The organism is Pseudolabrys sp. FHR47 (assembly GCF_005153485.1).
GTDB lineage: Bacteria > Pseudomonadota > Alphaproteobacteria > Rhizobiales > Xanthobacteraceae > Pseudolabrys.
This window is the reverse complement of sequence record NZ_CP039740.1, coordinates 4,501,537-4,517,519: the sequence shown is the minus strand read 5'-3', so window position 1 is coordinate 4,517,519 and position 15,983 is coordinate 4,501,537. Positions and strand designations below refer to the sequence as shown.

The following is a 15,983-nucleotide window of genomic DNA, read 5'->3' as shown; positions in this document are numbered from 1 at the left end:
AGGAATGTCGCCGAAGATCGCGGCGCAAGGCGCGGTGGTGATCGACAACTCGTCGACCTGGCGCATGATCCGGACGTGCCGCTGATCGTTCCGGAAGTGAACGCGCATGCGCTCGACGGCTTCCGCAAGAAGAACATCATCGCCAATCCGAACTGCTCGACGGCGCAGCTCGTCGTCGCGCTCAAGCCGCTGCACGACAAGGCGAAGATCAAGCGCGTGGTCGTCGCGACTATCAATCGGTGTCGGGCGCCGGCAAGGATGCGATGGACGAACTGTTCTCGCAGACCAAGTCGGTGTTCACGCTCGACGAAGTGCAGAACAAGAAATTCCCGAAGCGCATCGCCTTCAACGTATTCCGCAGATCGACGTCTTCATGGAAGACGGCTACACAAGGAAGAGTGGAAGATGGTGGTCGAGACCAAGAAAATTCTCGACCCCAAGATCAAGCTAACGGCACCTGCGTTCGCGTGCCGGTGTTCGTGTCGCATTCGAAGCCGTGAACATCGAGTTCGAGAACCCCATCACGGAAGATGAAGCACGCGATATCTGCGTTCGGCGCCGGGCTGTCTCGTCATCGACAAGCGCGAGCCGGGCGGTTACGTCACGCCGTATGAAGCGGCGGCGAGGATGCGACCTATATCAGCCGCATCCGCACCGACCCGACGATCGAGAACGGCCTCGAAATGTGGGTCGTGTCCGACAACCTGCGCAAGGGCGCGGCGCTCAATGCGATCCAGATCGCCGAAGCGCTTATCAACCGCAAGCTTCTTCAAGCGAAGAAAAAGGCGGCGTGATAAGGATGTCGTCCCGGGCGAGCGTCAGCGAGGCCCGGGACCCATAGCCAACACGCTATCGAGAGGACGCGGCGTATGGGTCCCCGCCTTCGCGGGGACGACCTGTATCAAAACCCCGGGCTCTTGAACGGCGCATCGGCAGGCTCGATCCGCACGAATTTCTTCTGCGCCGGGTCGTAAACCGATAGGTCGCCGGTGGCGACGCCGAAATAGGCGGCGTGAAGCTGCAGCTTGCCGCGCTCGACCAGGATGCTGATGCACGGAAAGGTCATCAGGTTGTCCAGGGTGGACACCGCCGCCTGCTGCTCAAGCGCCGTGAGATATTCGGTCATGCCGCGATCGCCACGCGGTCCAACCACCTTGGCCGCCGGTTCGAGAAGCTCGATCCAGCGGCCGATGAAATCGCCGGGCGAGAGCGGCGCCGCTTCCTCGGCATAGGCGCGGATGCCGCCGCACTGGGCGTGGGCGAGCACGACGATGTGTTTGACGCGCAGCGCCTGCACCGCGAATTCGAGCGCGGCCGAGACGGCGCGCTGGGCCCCGTCCGGCGTGTAGGGCGGCACCAGATTGGCGATATTGCGGGCGACGAAAAGTTCGCCCGGTCCGGCATCGAAAATGGCCTCCGGCGCGACCCGCGAATCGCAGCAGCCGATGACCATGATTTCCGGGCTCTGGCCGATTTCGGCGAGTTGGCGGAAGCGGTCCTGCTCGGATTTGAGCCGGCCGCCGGCAAAGGCGCTGTAACCCTCGATCAGGCGTTGCGGGAAGCTCATGGACGTCTCCTGGGCGTCTCCTGGAACGGGCGTTTGCCTCTCATATAGGCGCGGGCGAGGCAACCCGGTGCGACGATCTGCCGGCCGCCGCTGCCGCACCGGCACGTCGGGTTCCATCAGGCCCTTCGTAACTATCTTCTGGCAGGCTCCGCATTCATCGCGTGTTCAGGTCGATTGGATCACTGGTAGCCTCGCATCAGGCTCAAATTCACATGCTGTCACCAACCAGGCCGGATAACGCCGAGCCGACCATTGCGCGTCACCGCTCGCACGGCTTTTCCGGCGGACAGATCGTCGTGCTGTTCGCGGCGTTTACGCTGCTGATTTCGATCCCGGTCTGGACCCATCCGCTGCCGCCGCTGTCGGACTACGTCAATCATCTCGCGCGCATGCAGGTGCTGGCGACGCTCGACAAGAATCCGCGGCTGGCCGAGTTCTACCAGATCAACTGGCAGGTGATCCCGAACCTGACCATGGACTTTATCGTGCCATGGCTGGCGCGCGCGGGCGTGAACATCTACGTCGCCGGCCAGATCTACATGGTGGCGATGTTCGCGCTGATCATCTCGGGGTCGCTGGCGCTCAACCGCGCCCTGATCGGCCGCTGGTCGACGACACCGCTGTTCGCGTTTCCGCTTCTGTACAACTACGTCTTCCTCGTCGGACTGATGAATTATCTGTTCGGCATCGGCATCGCGCTGTGGGCGATGGCCGGCTGGGTGGCGCTGCGCGATCGTGCTTGGCCGTGGCGCTACCTCTTGTCGGCGGCGAGCGTGCCGCTGCTGTTCTTCTGCCATCTGTCGGCGCTCGGTGTGTATGGCATCGGCATTCTGTCTTACGAAGTGCTGAGGCTCTGGGATCGGCGCGGCGCGACTTCTCGCGATAAAGGTTGGCCGGCGCGCATCGCCGAGTTCGTCTGCGGCGGTCTGCCGTTCCTTGTCGCCGCGCCGCTGCTGTGGGCTAGCCCGACCTTGGGGCTGGCCGGCAACGTCTACTGGGAGCAGCGCGGCAAGATCGACGGCCTGATGTATGTCATCGCCGACTACTCGGACATCGCGGCTTTTCTGATCGTCACTGTGCTCGGCGCCTCCATCGTCTGGGCGGTGCGCCATCGCGTGCTGCGCTTCCACCCGTTGGTCTATGTGCTGCTGCTGGTCGCCGGCGTCATTTATCTGGCGTTGCCACGCGTGATGTTCGACACCTACATGACCGACCAACGCGTTCCGATTGGCGTCGCCTTCATGATTTTTGCATGCGGCGATCTCGAGCTGCGCCGCCGTCTGGTACGTCGCGGCTTCATGATCGTGCTTATCGTGCTGATGGCCGCGCGGCTGATCGAGATCGACTACAACTGGACGCAGCTTTCGGACACGACGAGTCAGCTACGCGCCTCAGTGAAGCGCATTGCACCCGGCTCGAAGGTGTTCGTCTCTTATTCCGACCGGTCGATGGGCGACGACGTGCGCGATCTCGGCCTCGTTCATGCGGCCTGTATGGCCACGATTGAACGCTCGGCGCTGGTGACGACCTTGTTCACGGTGCCGGGCAAGCAGATCGTTCACGTCAAGCCGGCCTACGAGGATTACGCCGACATTCATGACGGCACGCCGCCGTCGGTGGCGCAGCTCATCGTCGCCGCCGAGCAGCCGCAGCCGGGCACGCCGGCTTTCTGGCTGAACTGGACCAAGTTCGATTATCTCTATGTCTTGTTCACCGAAGACGATGCGCCCAATCCCTATCCGTCGCACCTCAAGCTTGTCGCCGACGGCGACCGCTTCCAGCTCTACAAGATCATCAAACCGGGCGAGACGACGGATCGCCAGCCGCAGTATCCAGGACGGTATACGGTAGGCGCGCGCTAAGCTTCCCTCCTTTCACCTCTCCCATAGGGAGAGGTCGGCACGCGTTAGCGTGCCGGGTGAGGGGTTACAAACTCATGGATTCACTTGCCCCCTCACCCCAACCCTCTCCCCCGAGGGGAGAGGGAGCGCGCCGAGTTTGACGCAGGCGTTACGCCCAGATCGCCATCGGCAAGCCGTGCTCGTCGCGCGGCGGGTTCTCGGGCCAGGATCGCGCTTCGCGCCGGAACAGGCGTCGAGCCGTGATGAGGCAGGCGAGCGCGTCGATCAGATCGTCGTCGCTGGCGCCCTTCGGGGCTTTCATTGCCGCCACGCTTTCGTCAATGCCGGCGCGCACTAACAACGCGCGCCGCAAATCGAGCCCCGGCGGATACACCCGGCTCTTCACCTTCTTCGGCAGTTCAAGCGGCGCGCCGTCATTCATCATCACGAAGGCCAGCTCGGGGTGGGTCTCGAACACGCGCCCCACATGATCGTCGTACGCGCGCAGGAAAGCGTCGACCTCAGTTACCTTGTCGAGAATGTAGAAGCCCTGTTTGGCAAAGCCCTTGCTGTCGTCCGAGGTTTCGCGTGCAACGGCGCAGGCGGCGAAAAAGCGCTCGCGCGCATCTGCGGGCTCGGGCGCCACGCTGGCCTCGACGGCACGGCGCGACGGAATGCGGAACACACTCGATCGGCGCTCGCCGAGCAGCGCCCGCGCTTCGCGCTCGGCCAATCGACCGCCGGCCGGGCTTTGCTCGGGGAGGCCGATCGGCATGTCGACGGCGATGATGGCCGGCCGCTCATCGCCGAAGGCGACATCGGCAAAGCGCTTTACGATGCGCGGCGGCAGGATCACGCCGTCCGGCCGGGCGAATACCGCGAGCCAGGCGCCTGGGCAGCCGTCGACGCCCGCGAGCCATGTATCGTCTTTGGTCGAGATCATCGCCATGACAGTGGCATGCACCGCGCGTGGACGGTAGGGTCGGGTGTTCATTGAAATGGGGTTCCACATGACCATCCGTCCGCGCCGCAGTGTCCTCTACATGCCCGGGTCGAATGCCCGCGCGCTGGAGAAGGCGAAAACCCTTCCCGCCGACGGCGTGATCCTCGACCTTGAGGACTCGGTCGCCCCCGACGCTAAGGAGGCGGCGCGCAAGCAGGTTGCCGACGCGGTGAAGGCCGGCGGTTTCGGCGCCCGCGAAGTCATCATCCGGACCAATGCCGTCGATACGCCGTGGCATGCCGAGGACCTTGCGGCCGCGGCACAGGCGGCGCCGGACGCGATTCTCATCCCCAAGGTGCAGTCGGCCGAGACGCTGGAGATGATTGGCCGGCGCCTGCTCGATATGCATACCCCGGCGAAGACGCGGGTCTGGGCCATGATCGAGACGCCGCTCGCCATCTTCAACATTCTGTCGATCGCCGCCGAGGCCAAGGATTCCGAAGCGCGGCTGTCCTGCTTCGTGCTCGGCACCAATGATCTGGCCAAGGATACGCGGGCGCGGCTGGTGCCTGGCCGGGCGCCGATGCTGCCGTGGCTGACGACCGTGATCGCGGCCGCGCGCATCTACGGCGTCGAAGTGCTCGATGGCGTCTACAACGATCTGAGCAATGCCGAAGGCTTCGCCGCCGAATGCCAGCAGGGTGTCGAGCTCGGCATGGACGGCAAGACGCTCATTCACCCGAACCAGATCGAGCCGTGCAATAAGGCGTTTTCGCCGAGCGAGGCGGAAGTCGAATGGGCGCGCAAGATGATCGCGGCCTTCGATCTGCCGGAGAACAAGTCCAAGGGCGTGGTGTCCATTGACGGCCGGATGGTCGAGCGCCTTCACGCCGAAATGGCACGGCGCACCGTGGCCATCGCCGAAGCAATTGCCGTGCGCGGATGAATTTCGGGTCACATCCAAACGAAAAGGCGCGGGGTGATCCCGCGCCTTTTGATTTCCTCGGAGCCGATGTGGCCGGACTTAGTAGTTCGACGTCTGGCCGTTCGGCAGTTCGCTGTTCATATTGCCGCCATCGTGGGTGGCGTGACCGTTGCCGCCATTCGCATAGGCATAGGCGGTGGTGGTCGGCTGTTCCGGCACCAAGGCCGGGGTCGACGGCTTCACGGCGATCTGGTCGTCCAGCGGCGCTTCGACCGGCTGCGACAGCCGGCGGGCGACGCCCTCGAAATTTGCGTTCTGGTCGATTGCCAGCGAGCGGTTATAAACCTCGCCCTCGACCATGGCGGTCGATTGCAGCTTCACGACATTGCCGTGAATGGTGCCCTTGAAGGTGCCGTCGATGATGACATCCTGCGCGCGGACATTGCCCTCGATATTGGCGCCTTTGCCGACCACCAGATGCGCGGCGTGGATGTCGCCGACGACGCGGCCAAACACCTGCACGCCGCCGGTGGAAACGATGTTGCCGGTAATGAGCAGTCCGGCGCCCAGCGTGGAAACGATTTCGCGCTCGGCGGTGCGCAGCGGTGCGGCGGTGGGCTTGGCTTCCGGCGCGGCGGTCTCGACCGGCTTTGCGGTGCGGTCGCCCTTGGTCGGGGAAAAGTAACTCAACTCACTCTCCTGTGGTCTCGGCGGATATCTCGGCGGTGCGGCAAGGCCATCTTAACCAGATGGGCGCGGCGGTACAGAACAAGATGAATCTATCGCTAACGCCGCCGCTGCGACCGTCATACGGACGTTAACTAGCTGCCTAAAATGGAAGCTGCGGCGCCTGTCTTGCCGCTGCGATCATGGCTAATATCGCGCAGCGAAACCCGCGCCGCGCATGTTGTTTGTTGCGCGCGCCATACAGGCCCGTCGAAGAAACATGATCGGCGACAAAGCCCTGCAGGTTGCGATCGACCGTTACATCAAAACGGTGCGTCCGCAGGCGCAGGCCGAGCTGACCAAGGTCATCCGCGAGGCTATGGACCGCGGCGATTTGCGCGGTGGCACCATCGACACCGCGGTGCATCTGACCTGCGAGAAGATCGGCCTCAACGTCACGCTGTACGGCAAGGTCGAGCTTTAATTTAGCGCGTGCCGAAAAGAAAAAAGCCGCGCCCTTTGGCGCGGCTTTCGGTTATCTGCATGCGACCGGATTTACGCCCACGGGCGCGCGGCGGCGGCCTTCTGCTCGAAACTCGAAATCTTGTCGGCCTTCTGCTTGGTCAGGCCGATGTCGTCGAGGCCGTTGAGCAGGCAGTGCTTGCGGAACGCATCGACGTCGAACTTGATGACGCCGCCATCCGGGCCGCGGATTTCTTGGCTTTCGAGATCGACCGAGAGCGTGGCATTGGCGCCGCGATCGGCGTCGTCGAACAGCTTCTCGAGGTCTTCCGGCGACACGCGGATCGGCAGGATGCCGTTCTTGAAGCAGTTGTTATAAAAAATATCGCCGAACGAGGTCGAGATCACGCAGCGGATGCCGAAATCCATCAGAGCCCACGGCGCATGCTCGCGCGAGGAGCCGCAGCCGAAATTGTCGCCGGCGACCAGGATCTTGGCATTGCGATAGGCCGGCTTGTTGAGCACGAATTCCGGGTTCTCGGCGCCGTCGTCGAGATAGCGCTGCTCCGAGAACAGGCCCTTGCCCAGTCCGGTGCGCTTGATCGTCTTCAGGTACTGCTTCGGGATGATCATGTCGGTGTCGACATTGATGATCCGCAGCGGGGCGGCGACGCCTTCGAGGTGAGTAAATTTTTCCATCGTTTCCTCGCGTTAGCCGATGAGAGCGGCTCGTGGACCGTCTTTCTGAAGCGGTCCGGGGGCCCGGTCAATAGCCCGCCCGGAGGCCCTGCCATGCGGGTTTTTTGGTTAGGCGCGGTCCTGCCGAAAATAGGGTTTGTCCTTCAGCACAAGCAGCGCAACCGGGGAGGCCATCAAGCCGGCGCCGATCAGAAAGGCGGCGGCGATGTCCCCCGGACCGGCATCGGCAACCCGGAAGCAGGCAAAACCGAGCGGATAAAACAGCAGAACCGCCGTAATCAGCCCCGGCGAGAAGCGGCCCTTGGCCCGGATGAAAGGCAGGACGTGGAAGAACGTGGCGTTGATGATCATCAGCGCGGGAAAGCCGAGCGCAATCACCGGCCGGGTCGCCGCCAGTTGGGCCGCCACGGCCCCCAGCACGATTACGAGCGCATTGGTGACGTAGAAATGGTCCCACTCCGCCGGCAGCTTGAGCACGTTGCGCGCCCAGTTCCGCCAATCGAAGGTGAATTCCTCGAGAATGTGGACGCCGTAGGCGGCAAGCGCCAGCCACGTCAATTCCGTCAGCGTCATGTCCGGCCCTTCATTCCACGCTGGCTTCGATCGCTTCCATGTCTTCGTCCGACAGGCCGAAATGGTGGCCGATCTCGTGCACGAGGACGTGGGTCACGATGGCGCCGAGCGTCTCTTCGTGCTCGGCCCAGTAGTCCAGGATAGGCCTCCGGTACAACCAAACCATATTCGGCATCTGCCCAGTGATCTGGTCGGACCGGAACGGCAGGCCGATGCCCTGGAACAGGCCGAGCAGGTCGAATTCGCTCTCCGCGCCCATGTGCTCCAGGACTTCATCGGTCGGAAAATCGTCGACCTGGATGACCAGCCCCTCGCACAGCGCCCGGAAGGTTTCCGGCAGCCGGGCATAGGCGGCCTGGGCCAGGGCCTCGATATCGTCGAGCGAGGGTGCTTCCGCCCCGAACCAGCCCTCCGGATCGTCGAATTCGCGTGCCATGGGAGGGTTATCTAGGCGAGACGGCGGTCCGAACCAAGCGCGCCGCGGAAGGACTGGCCAAGCCGTTGACCGTGCTTGCGGAATAGGCGGCCGTTAACTATTATGGCGGCATCGCGAAAGGACACGTCATGGCCCTGAAGTTGTTCGGATCCGCCATTCTCGCCGCCGCACTGACCGGCGCCGCCGCGACGCCGGCCTCGGCCGAGTTCTTTGGCTGCAAAGAGCCGCGCAGCAAGGTCAGCTATTCCTCTTCCGCCGACCGGCAGGCTTTCGCGGCCTATGCCCGCTCGCATCATTCGGATCGGGTGGTCTACGAGCGCGCCCCGCGCCGCGAGCGCAGTGTCGGGCTGTTCGCGCCCTACAGCGCCCGCAGCCAGCGCTGGTGACCTCGATGCGCCGTATCCTCGCTGTCGCCTTGGCCGGTTCGATCGCTGCCGTCGCGGCACTGCCCGCCGCGGCCCAGACGCCGCGCGGCACCGAAGTGGCGCAGGCCTCGCGCCAGCGCATCATCATCACTCCGGGACGCGCCAAGCCGGGACCCAATTCGACGCGCCAATGTCAGGCGCGGCTGGTCGAGCAGCATCGTCCCAGCGGCACGGTCATTGTGCCGGTGATGCATTGCTGGTGGCAGTAGAAGCGCCGTCACTGAAGTCATTTGAGCATTGACCTCCCGCGTGCCGGTTGGCGCGGAGGCGTTGCGCTGCATTCACACAACACCAAACGGTGCGCAAATAAATTTTCAGTAGCAATTTACCTGTTTTGCAACCTATGCAAGCATGAGGAAAGGACGACAACATAGGGGGGCGTAATGGGCTGGAACATTCTGGTACGCGATTCATTGCAGGATTCGGGACAGTCGCCGTCGCCCGGGTATCCCTACACATCGCCGGATATCATCTGTAATCAAAACCAGTTGGTGGCCGACCCGACCTCAACCTACACGGCTAATTACAGCAGCGATCCCAACAAGGCGCTGATCGTCAATCAGAGCAACTACATCTATGTGCGCGGCAAGAACCTCGGCTCCACGGCGTCGGGCGGGACGGTCTATCTGTACTGGTGCCCGTCGTCGTTGTTGATGACTCCCGATCAGTGGACGCCGAACGCGTTGTTGGCCAACGTCAACAACCAGTGGCAGCCGTTCGATACTCTCCCTTCCGTCAACGCCAACGCCGTGACGGTGACGCAGGCGCCGTTCACCTGGACACCCGCGGCACTGCCCAGCGGCCAGCATTACTGCATGGTCGGCGCCGTTTCGACCCTGGCCAATCCCTGGACGGCGGCGGATATTCCGCCCTTTCCGACCTGGGATTCGTTCGTGATGTGGGTTCGCACCAACCAGAATATCTGTTGGCGCAACATGACGCTGGTGACCAATCCCAACGAGCCGGAATGGGATCAGCTCAATCTGATTTCGAACCGTTTCAACAGCCAGATACTGATGGCCGTGTCGGCGCAATGCAGCGGTGTACCGATCGGGACCACCGTGCAATTGCTCAACACCGCGCTCGGCATCAATCAGACCACGACCGTGACCTCGCCGGATCAGGCGATTCCCGGACCCTCAGCATTTCTGCCTCCGCAGTACTCCGGTTACATGGAAACGATCGCGCAGGCGCCATCCGGAACGAGCTGGCCGAGCGGCGCCAGCATTCAGACGACGCTCTACTTTGGCTCCGACAGTCAGGAAGAGATCGCCATGTTCGCCGAGGACTTCGGCCCCCTGGAGAGAGACGAGAACATCATCCGCGCCAAGGCGCTGGCAGCCGGTCGATCCAATGTCGGCGTCTTGATCAAGGTCGGAAACTGCTCGATCGGATATCAGCCCTCGTCGTGAGGACGCTTCAACGCTGCCAAGAATTCCAGGGTAAGCAACAAGGAGCGGGCCATGTCCAACACGACCTCTTTTCTCCAGACCAACTTCTTTGTCACCGGCCAAGCGCAAACCGCGTCGAATATAGGCGTGGCGCTGAATGGCAGTCAGCCTTTCACCATCGCTGCCTGGGTTCAGTTCGGCAGTCTGCAGAATACCGCGAACATTCTCGTGCAGGATGGGACGTTCGCATTCGGGGTGGTCGGCCGGCAGGCTTTCGTCCAGATCGTCGGCATGCCGACATTGTGGTCGAACGGCTCATCGAATCCGATCTCTGAGAACGACTGGACCTATCTTGCCTGCGTCTTCACCGGCAATATGCTGCAGATCTATATCGATGGCGAACTCGATACCCAGGCGACAATCAAAGGCAGCGCTCCCGCCGGATCGAATCCGATCGTTATCGGCAGCAATCTGCAGGGCAACCTCAATTGCGTGCGGGTCTACAGTTCGGCCCTGTCGCTCTCGCAGATTCTCGATGCGATGTTCGACCCGGACCCGAGCCAGGCTTACGCCGCCTATTTCGATTTCTCGATCAATCCGCCGGCCGATACATCGGGCCATAATCTGCCGTTGACGTTGACGTCGGGTGCCACGGTGATGAACGTGGTGCCGTCCGTGTCGCTGACCGGGACGGCCTATTGCCAGCCAATTCGCGACGCCAATACCAACCCTGGCGGTGCCGGCAACGACGCCTATACGATCCAGGCCTGGATCTACGTCGACAACCCGAACGTGATCGGTGCCACCTCCGACATCATTCCGGCGGGTCAGGCGATCCTGGTCAATCAGCCGCTTGACGCTCAAAGCGGTGTTGCGCTGTATCTTTACTACGACACCAATGTGAACGCTTATCGCTTTGCGTCGCTGCGTGGCGATATCAGCGTGGCGTCGAATTCGCTGCTGTCGAACGCCACGGTCTCGTATGGCCGATGGATCAATGTTGCGACGACCTACGATCCGGCGACGGCGACGTTGTCGATCTATGTGAATGGCGCGATCGATACGTCCAACTCCTCGTTCGGAGCGATCTCGCCGCTATCCGCGCCCAACGTGCTTGTCGCCGGCGCCGTCATCGCCGACCAGCCGTCGAGCGCATGGACCCTGCAGGGCTACGTTCAGTCGGTCGACATCTGGAGCATCTGTTTGGATGCCGCCGCGATAGCCCAGTGGCAGAACGGCTATCCGCTGATGGAGCCGGGCCTTGTCTCGCACTACGACTTCGCCCAGGCATTGCCGCGTGATGAAGTCGACGGAACTCCGATCGGTCTTGCCGACACGGCGTGGCTCAAGCCGCAGACCAACTCGGTGCGTCCCGGCCAGGGACCGGCGCAAGTTCATCTTTACGATGCGGAGCCGGGTTACGCCCAACTGCCGCCGGAGCAAATGGCGTCGATCCGCGCGTCGATTTCATTCGACGACGTTCCGGACCTCGACAGATTGCTGGACGAGGCGATGCGCAGCGATCTCGAAGGGCGGCTGGTCGCGCTGATGCCGCCGGAGATGAGGGCTCAATTTCGCGGGCGGCTCGAGAGCGCCTGGGTGCGCGCCCGCACCATGATGCGGGAACGGCCGTTCGACATGCGCTGCATCATCACGCATCACAAGATCGCCGGCGAGCACATCCTGATCCATCACACGCCCGAAAAATCCATCGTGGTGTTCCGCGCGCCGGAAGAGTCGATCAGCGACTGCAATATGTGGCGTATTCAGATGATCTGGTCGGTGGTCTCGGCGTTGCTGACGATCTTCGGTATCTACGCAACGCTGACGCAGAAGGCGATGGATTTCATCAATACGAAGATCCTGCAGAACCGGCCGCTGATGACCGTCATCACGCAGAACCTGACTTTGGCCAACGTGACTGGGGTATTCGGCACCCTGGCCATCCTCCAGAACTACGGAGTGCTCTGGCCGCTGATCAAGATCGCCTTGAGCTATTTGTCCTGGTACCTGCTCGGACGGCTTGTCGTGAAAATCCTGGTCGCCCTGTTCGGCACGGCCGCGGCCGTCGCGGAGACCATCGCCGAGTTGGTCGTCGCTGCGGCTTACATCGTCTATGTGTGGGCACAGCAGCCATCGAACTGTCCACTTATTCCAAGCAGCAGCGAGGCGCGAAAGATTCACGTCTGATGAATCCGGCGCGATCGTGCGATAAAAAAACGCCGCCCTCGTTGGGCGGCGTTTTCAGTTTTAGGATTCGCTCGCGCTCAGCGCCACTCGCGCACGTCGACGAAATGCCCGGCGATCGCGGCGGCGGCGGCCATGGCCGGCGACACCAGATGCGTGCGTCCCTTGTAGCCCTGCCGGCCCTCGAAGTTGCGGTTCGAGGTCGAGGCACAGCGCTCGCCCGGCGCCAGTTTGTCCGGGTTCATGGCGAGGCACATCGAGCAGCCCGGCTCGCGCCAGTCGAAGCCGGCTTCCTTGAAGATCTTGTCGAGGCCTTCGGCTTCCGCCTGCAGCTTCACCAGGCCCGAGCCCGGCACGATCATCGCCGACACATTGGCGTTGACCTTCTTGCCCTGCGCGACGCGCGCGACTTCGCGCAGATCCTCGATGCGGCCATTGGTGCAGGAGCCGATGAAGACGCGGTCGATCGCGATGTCGGTGATCTTCTCGCCACCCTTGAGGCCCATGTAACCGAGTGAACGCTCGGCCGCGACGCGCTTCTTCTCATCGTGGATTTCCGACGGCACCGGCACGCGGCCGGCGATCGAGGCGACCTGCTCGGGGCTGGTGCCCCAGGTCACGATCGGCGGCAGCTTGGCGGCGTCGAGCCTGATCTCCCGATCGAAGTGCGAGCCGTCGTCCGAGCGCAAGGTTTCCCAATAGCGCATGGCCTGATCCCAGGCTGCGCCCTTCGGTGCCATCGGCCGGTCTTTCAGATATTCGAACACCTTCTGGTCCGGCGCGACGAAGCCGGCTTTGGCGCCGCCTTCGACCGACATGTTGCAGATGGTCATGCGGCCTTCGATCGAGATGTCGTCGATGGCTTCGCCGGCATATTCCAGCGCATAGCCGGTGCCGCCGGCGGTGCCGATCTCGCCGATGATGGCAAGGATGATGTCTTTAGCCGTCACGCCCGGCGGCAATTTGCCGTCGACGATGGCGCGCATGTTCTTCGACTTGCGCTGCAGCAGCGTCTGCGTCGCCAGCACATGCTCGACCTCGGAGGTGCCGATGCCGTAGGCGAGCGCGCCGAAAGCACCATGCGTCGCGGTGTGGCTGTCGCCGCACACGATCGTGGTGCCGGGCAAGGTGAAACCCTGCTCGGGGCCGATGATGTGAACGACGCCCTGACGCTTGTCGTGTTCGTTAAAGTAGGTGATGCCGAAGTCCTTGGCGTTCTGTGCCAGCGCGGCGATCTGTTCGGCGCTTTCCGGATCGGGATTGGGCTTGGAACGATCCGAGGTCGGCACGTTGTGATCGACGACGGCGAGCGTCTTCTCCGGCGCGTGGACCGGGCGGCCGGCAGTGCGCAGGCCTTCGAAGGCCTGCGGGCTGGTCACTTCGTGGACCAGGTGGCGGTCGATGTAGAGCAGCGCGGTGCCGTCTTCCTGGACATCGACGACGTGGTCGTCCCAGATCTTGTCGTACAGGGTGCGCGGTTGCATGGCTTGGTACCTTGTCTGAAAGGGTTGGTTCTGAAGCGTTCGCGGGCAGCAGGCGCGCGCGGTCAGCGCGCCGCGCCGGTCAAAGCCCGGCCTGGACGGCGGTCAGGCGGCCGAAGAACCGCCAGGGCAGGCGGGTGTGGTCGGCCAGAATGATGCGCTGAACCTTTAGAACCATGACAGGGTATATAGCCAGTCGCTGCGGTTTCGACAATAAAGCCGGAACGCCCGCCGCCGGGTTAAAGCAGGGTCCGCAGCTCCCACAATTCGGGGAAAAACGAGCGTTCCAGCGCCGTTTTCAGGAAGCCGACGCCGGAGGAGCCGCCGGTGCCGCGCTTGAAGCCGATGATGCGCTCGACCGTCTTCATGTGGCGGAAGCGCCATTGCTGGAACCAGTCCTCCATGTCGACCAGTTCCTCGGCCAGCTCGTACAGGTCGAAGTGCTTGTCCGGGTCGCGATAGATCGACAGCCAGATGTCGCGCACCGCCGGGTCGCTGACATGCGGGTGTGTGACGTCGCGATCGAGCACAGCCTGCGGCACCGCAAAGCCGCGGCGCGCGAGCAGCCGCAGCGCCTCGTCGTACAGGCTTGGCGCGGCCAGTGCCTTGCTCAGAATGTCGTGGTGCTCGGCATGATGCCGATGCGGCAGGACCATCTTTGCGTCCTTGGCGCCGAGGCGGAATTCGACGAGGCGATACTGGAAGGACTGGAAGCCGGAGGCGGGGCCAAGCGCGCTGCGGAAGGCGAGATAATCGGCCGGCGTCATGGTCGAGAGTACGTCCCAGGCGCGGATGAGTTGCTCCTGGATGCGGGTGACGCGGGCGAAGGACTTGAAGGCCGGAGGCAGGTCGTCGCGCCGGATCGATTGGGTGGCCGCTTCCAGTTCATGCGCGATCAGCTTCAGCCAAAGCTCCTGCACATGATGGATGATGATGAACGCGACCTCGTCGTGCTCCTGCGTTACCGGCCGCTGCGCCGACAGCAACCGGTCGAGCTGGAGATAGGCGCCGTAGCTGAGCTTGCCGGCGAGATCGACATGCATGTCCTGTTCGACGCGGGTCTCGGGCGGCTTGCGTTCGGTCATGGGTGGCATCCGGTGAAAGGGTTCGACAAGGGCCGGCAAGATACTTTAAACTTAAAACGTATCGGCCGGTAGTCCATTGACAACGCGGGGAAATGATATGGCGCGGCCCGTTCCGCTCGATCTCGCAGGCGCTTTCAGCCGGTTTCGCGGCGCCGATCCGGAGCGCCTGCATTTCGCCGCGCACAGCCATCATTTCTGGCCGGACGTGACCGAGGCCGCCCAACAGCTCGCCTGGGCCGACGCCGCGCGCCTCGCCGACGACAAATGGGATCATGTGCTCGGCGAGGTCTGGCCGGCGGTCCGCGTCATGCTGGCGCGGCACCTGAACCTGCCCGACCCCGCGACTCTGGTCCCGGCGCCCAACACCTTCGAATTCGTTAATCGGCTGTTGTCCTGCGGGCCGCTCGACCGGCCGATGCGGGTGGTGACGAGCGACGGCGAATTCCATTCCTTCAGGCGTCAGACCGAGCGGCTCAAGGAAGACGGCATCATTGCCCTGACGCAGGTTCCGGCCGAGCCCTTCGCCACCTTCGCCACACGGCTGGCAGCGGCGGTGAAGGAGGAGGCGCCGGACCTCGTCTTCGTCAGCCAGGTGTTCTTCAATTCAGGCTTTGCGCTGACCGATCTCGAAGCGCTGGTGGATCAGGTCGCGGCGCCGGAGCGGCTGGTCGTGATCGACGGCTATCACGGCTTCATGGCGCGGCCGACCGACTTATCGCGTATCGCGACCCGCGCCTTCTACATTGCCGGCGGCTACAAATATGCGATGGCCGGCGAAGGCGCCTGCTTCATGCACTGTCCGCCGGGTTTTGCCCCGCGTCCGCGCAACACTGGCTGGTATGCCAGCTTTGGCAATCTCGCGGGCGTGCAGACGGGCGTGCCCTATGCCGAGGATGGCTGGCGCTTCATGGGCGCGACTTTCGATCCGTCAGGACTTTATCGCTTGCGCGCTGTGCTCGAATGGCTGGCGAGCGAAGAGATCGATGCCGCGCTGATTCACGCGCATGTCGAAGTGTTGCAGCAGCAATTCATGGCGGCGATGGCGGAGAAGTCGTGGGGACTTTTCACGGCAGACAATCTGGTTGTGCCGCTCGACAATCCGGCGCGCGGCAACTTCCTGACCTTCCAGAGCGCGGACGCGGGGGCCTGGTACGATCGCCTGCATGCGGCCGGCATTGTCACCGATGTGCGTGGCGACAGGCTGCGGCTCGGCTTCGGCCTCTATCACACCGCCGCGGATGTGGAGCGCCTGTTGACGCGGTTGCGGAGCCTGTGAGCCTGCATTCGGATTTGAGGAGCGAT

General features: G+C 63.1%; 16 protein-coding genes and 1 pseudogene. 9 read left to right on the top strand and 8 right to left on the bottom strand.

The features are described from left to right. Positions 1-263: 263 nt before the first annotated feature. Positions 264-653: pseudogene (locus tag E8Q40_RS22325) on the top strand (Asd/ArgC dimerization domain-containing protein); the annotation flags it as partial. 248 nt (positions 654-901) lie between these two features. On the opposite strand, the gene E8Q40_RS21840 reads toward E8Q40_RS22325, so the two are convergent. After that, positions 902-1,567 (bottom strand): carbonic anhydrase, encoded by a 666-nt coding sequence (locus E8Q40_RS21840; protein WP_137042465.1) that lies wholly within the window; start codon positions 1,565-1,567, stop codon positions 902-904. Between the two features lie 212 nt (positions 1,568-1,779). Here E8Q40_RS21840 and E8Q40_RS21835 point away from each other — a divergent pair, with 212 nt between their 5' ends. Continuing rightward, positions 1,780-3,429, top strand: a complete 1,650-nt coding sequence (locus E8Q40_RS21835; RefSeq protein ID WP_137042464.1) for a hypothetical protein — start codon at positions 1,780-1,782, stop codon at positions 3,427-3,429. Positions 3,430-3,577: 148 nt separating this feature from the next. Here the strand turns inward: E8Q40_RS21835 and E8Q40_RS21830 are convergent, their stop codons facing one another. Beyond that, complete coding sequence (locus tag E8Q40_RS21830) at positions 3,578-4,402, bottom strand: DUF429 domain-containing protein (RefSeq protein ID WP_246662959.1); 825 nt, start codon at positions 4,400-4,402, stop codon at positions 3,578-3,580. Positions 4,403-4,418: 16 nt separating this feature from the next. On the opposite strand from E8Q40_RS21830, the gene E8Q40_RS21825 reads away from it, so the two are divergent. Further along, positions 4,419-5,297 carry a CoA ester lyase gene (locus E8Q40_RS21825; protein WP_137042463.1) on the top strand — a complete coding sequence of 293 codons (879 nt, stop codon included), beginning with the start codon at positions 4,419-4,421 and terminating at the stop codon, positions 5,295-5,297. Between the two features lie 78 nt (positions 5,298-5,375). Here E8Q40_RS21825 and E8Q40_RS21820 read toward each other — a convergent pair whose 3' ends face one another. Continuing rightward, entirely contained in the window at positions 5,376-5,966 is a 591-nt protein-coding gene (locus E8Q40_RS21820) for a polymer-forming cytoskeletal protein (protein WP_137046508.1), read from the bottom strand. Positions 5,967-6,222: 256 nt separating this feature from the next. Between E8Q40_RS21820 and E8Q40_RS21815 the strand changes: the two genes are divergently transcribed. Then, the gene (locus tag E8Q40_RS21815; RefSeq protein WP_137046507.1) at positions 6,223-6,426 is read left to right on the top strand and encodes a DUF6494 family protein; all 204 of its coding nucleotides are present in this window, start codon (positions 6,223-6,225) and stop codon (positions 6,424-6,426) included. A 71-nt stretch (positions 6,427-6,497) separates the two neighbouring features. Here the strand turns inward: E8Q40_RS21815 and leuD are convergent, their stop codons facing one another. The 3 genes from leuD to E8Q40_RS21800 form a co-directional block, all read right to left on the bottom strand. After that, the gene (gene leuD / locus E8Q40_RS21810) at positions 6,498-7,103 is read right to left on the bottom strand and encodes a 3-isopropylmalate dehydratase small subunit (protein ID WP_137046506.1); all 606 of its coding nucleotides are present in this window, start codon (positions 7,101-7,103) and stop codon (positions 6,498-6,500) included. A gap of 108 nt (positions 7,104-7,211) precedes the next feature. Further along, positions 7,212-7,676, bottom strand: coding sequence for an HXXEE domain-containing protein (locus E8Q40_RS21805; protein ID WP_137046505.1), 465 nt, complete (start codon positions 7,674-7,676; stop codon positions 7,212-7,214). 10 nt (positions 7,677-7,686) lie between these two features. After that, on the bottom strand, positions 7,687-8,112 hold the full coding sequence (locus tag E8Q40_RS21800) for a metallopeptidase family protein (protein ID WP_137046504.1): 426 nt from the start codon (positions 8,110-8,112) through the stop codon (positions 7,687-7,689). A gap of 128 nt (positions 8,113-8,240) precedes the next feature. Between E8Q40_RS21800 and E8Q40_RS21795 the strand changes: the two genes are divergently transcribed. The 4 genes from E8Q40_RS21795 (at position 8,241) to E8Q40_RS21780 (ending at position 12,118) form a co-directional block, all read left to right on the top strand. After that, on the top strand, positions 8,241-8,498 hold the full coding sequence (locus tag E8Q40_RS21795) for a hypothetical protein (RefSeq protein ID WP_137046503.1): 258 nt from the start codon (positions 8,241-8,243) through the stop codon (positions 8,496-8,498). Between the two features lie 5 nt (positions 8,499-8,503). Beyond that, entirely contained in the window at positions 8,504-8,746 is a 243-nt protein-coding gene (locus E8Q40_RS21790) for a hypothetical protein (protein WP_137046502.1), read from the top strand. Positions 8,747-8,920: 174 nt separating this feature from the next. Continuing rightward, positions 8,921-9,949: a hypothetical protein gene (locus tag E8Q40_RS21785; protein ID WP_137046501.1), complete on the top strand. Its 1,029-nt coding sequence runs from the start codon at positions 8,921-8,923 to the stop codon at positions 9,947-9,949. Positions 9,950-10,000: 51 nt separating this feature from the next. After that, positions 10,001-12,118: a LamG domain-containing protein gene (locus tag E8Q40_RS21780; protein ID WP_137046500.1), complete on the top strand. Its 2,118-nt coding sequence runs from the start codon at positions 10,001-10,003 to the stop codon at positions 12,116-12,118. A 77-nt stretch (positions 12,119-12,195) separates the two neighbouring features. Here the strand turns inward: E8Q40_RS21780 and leuC are convergent, their stop codons facing one another. Both leuC and kynA read right to left on the bottom strand, forming a co-directional pair. Continuing rightward, a complete protein-coding gene (leuC, locus tag E8Q40_RS21775; RefSeq protein WP_137046499.1) occupies positions 12,196-13,599 on the bottom strand; it encodes a 3-isopropylmalate dehydratase large subunit in 1,404 nt (467 codons plus the stop codon). 236 nt (positions 13,600-13,835) lie between these two features. After that, positions 13,836-14,681, bottom strand: coding sequence for a tryptophan 2,3-dioxygenase (kynA, locus tag E8Q40_RS21770; protein WP_246662958.1), 846 nt, complete (start codon positions 14,679-14,681; stop codon positions 13,836-13,838). Positions 14,682-14,778: 97 nt separating this feature from the next. On the opposite strand from kynA, the gene E8Q40_RS21765 reads away from it, so the two are divergent. Beyond that, positions 14,779-15,957, top strand: a complete 1,179-nt coding sequence (locus E8Q40_RS21765; RefSeq protein WP_137046497.1) for an aminotransferase class V-fold PLP-dependent enzyme — start codon at positions 14,779-14,781, stop codon at positions 15,955-15,957. Positions 15,958-15,983 lie beyond the last annotated feature (26 nt).

Excerpts from the sequence above, each read along its gene's own strand:
- E8Q40_RS21825 (WP_137042463.1), top strand. The coding sequence starts at position 4,419 with ATGACCATCCGTCCGCGCCGCAGTGTCCTCTACATGCCCGGGTCGAAT.
- E8Q40_RS21815 (WP_137046507.1), top strand. The coding sequence starts at position 6,223 with ATGATCGGCGACAAAGCCCTGCAGGTTGCGATCGACCGTTACATCAAA.
- E8Q40_RS21805 (WP_137046505.1), bottom strand. The coding sequence starts at position 7,676 with ATGACGCTGACGGAATTGACGTGGCTGGCGCTTGCCGCCTACGGCGTC.
- E8Q40_RS21840 (WP_137042465.1), bottom strand. The coding sequence starts at position 1,567 with ATGAGCTTCCCGCAACGCCTGATCGAGGGTTACAGCGCCTTTGCCGGC.
- E8Q40_RS21785 (WP_137046501.1), top strand. The coding sequence starts at position 8,921 with ATGGGCTGGAACATTCTGGTACGCGATTCATTGCAGGATTCGGGACAG.
- E8Q40_RS21765 (WP_137046497.1), top strand. The coding sequence starts at position 14,779 with ATGGCGCGGCCCGTTCCGCTCGATCTCGCAGGCGCTTTCAGCCGGTTT.
- leuC (WP_137046499.1), bottom strand. The coding sequence starts at position 13,599 with ATGCAACCGCGCACCCTGTACGACAAGATCTGGGACGACCACGTCGTC.
- E8Q40_RS21830 (WP_246662959.1), bottom strand. The coding sequence starts at position 4,402 with ATGAACACCCGACCCTACCGTCCACGCGCGGTGCATGCCACTGTCATG.
- E8Q40_RS21790 (WP_137046502.1), top strand. The coding sequence starts at position 8,504 with ATGCGCCGTATCCTCGCTGTCGCCTTGGCCGGTTCGATCGCTGCCGTC.
- E8Q40_RS21795 (WP_137046503.1), top strand. The coding sequence starts at position 8,241 with ATGGCCCTGAAGTTGTTCGGATCCGCCATTCTCGCCGCCGCACTGACC.
- kynA (WP_246662958.1), bottom strand. The coding sequence starts at position 14,681 with ATGACCGAACGCAAGCCGCCCGAGACCCGCGTCGAACAGGACATGCAT.
- E8Q40_RS21780 (WP_137046500.1), top strand. The coding sequence starts at position 10,001 with ATGTCCAACACGACCTCTTTTCTCCAGACCAACTTCTTTGTCACCGGC.
- E8Q40_RS21800 (WP_137046504.1), bottom strand. The coding sequence starts at position 8,112 with ATGGCACGCGAATTCGACGATCCGGAGGGCTGGTTCGGGGCGGAAGCA.
- E8Q40_RS21835 (WP_137042464.1), top strand. The coding sequence starts at position 1,780 with ATGCTGTCACCAACCAGGCCGGATAACGCCGAGCCGACCATTGCGCGT.
- leuD (WP_137046506.1), bottom strand. The coding sequence starts at position 7,103 with ATGGAAAAATTTACTCACCTCGAAGGCGTCGCCGCCCCGCTGCGGATC.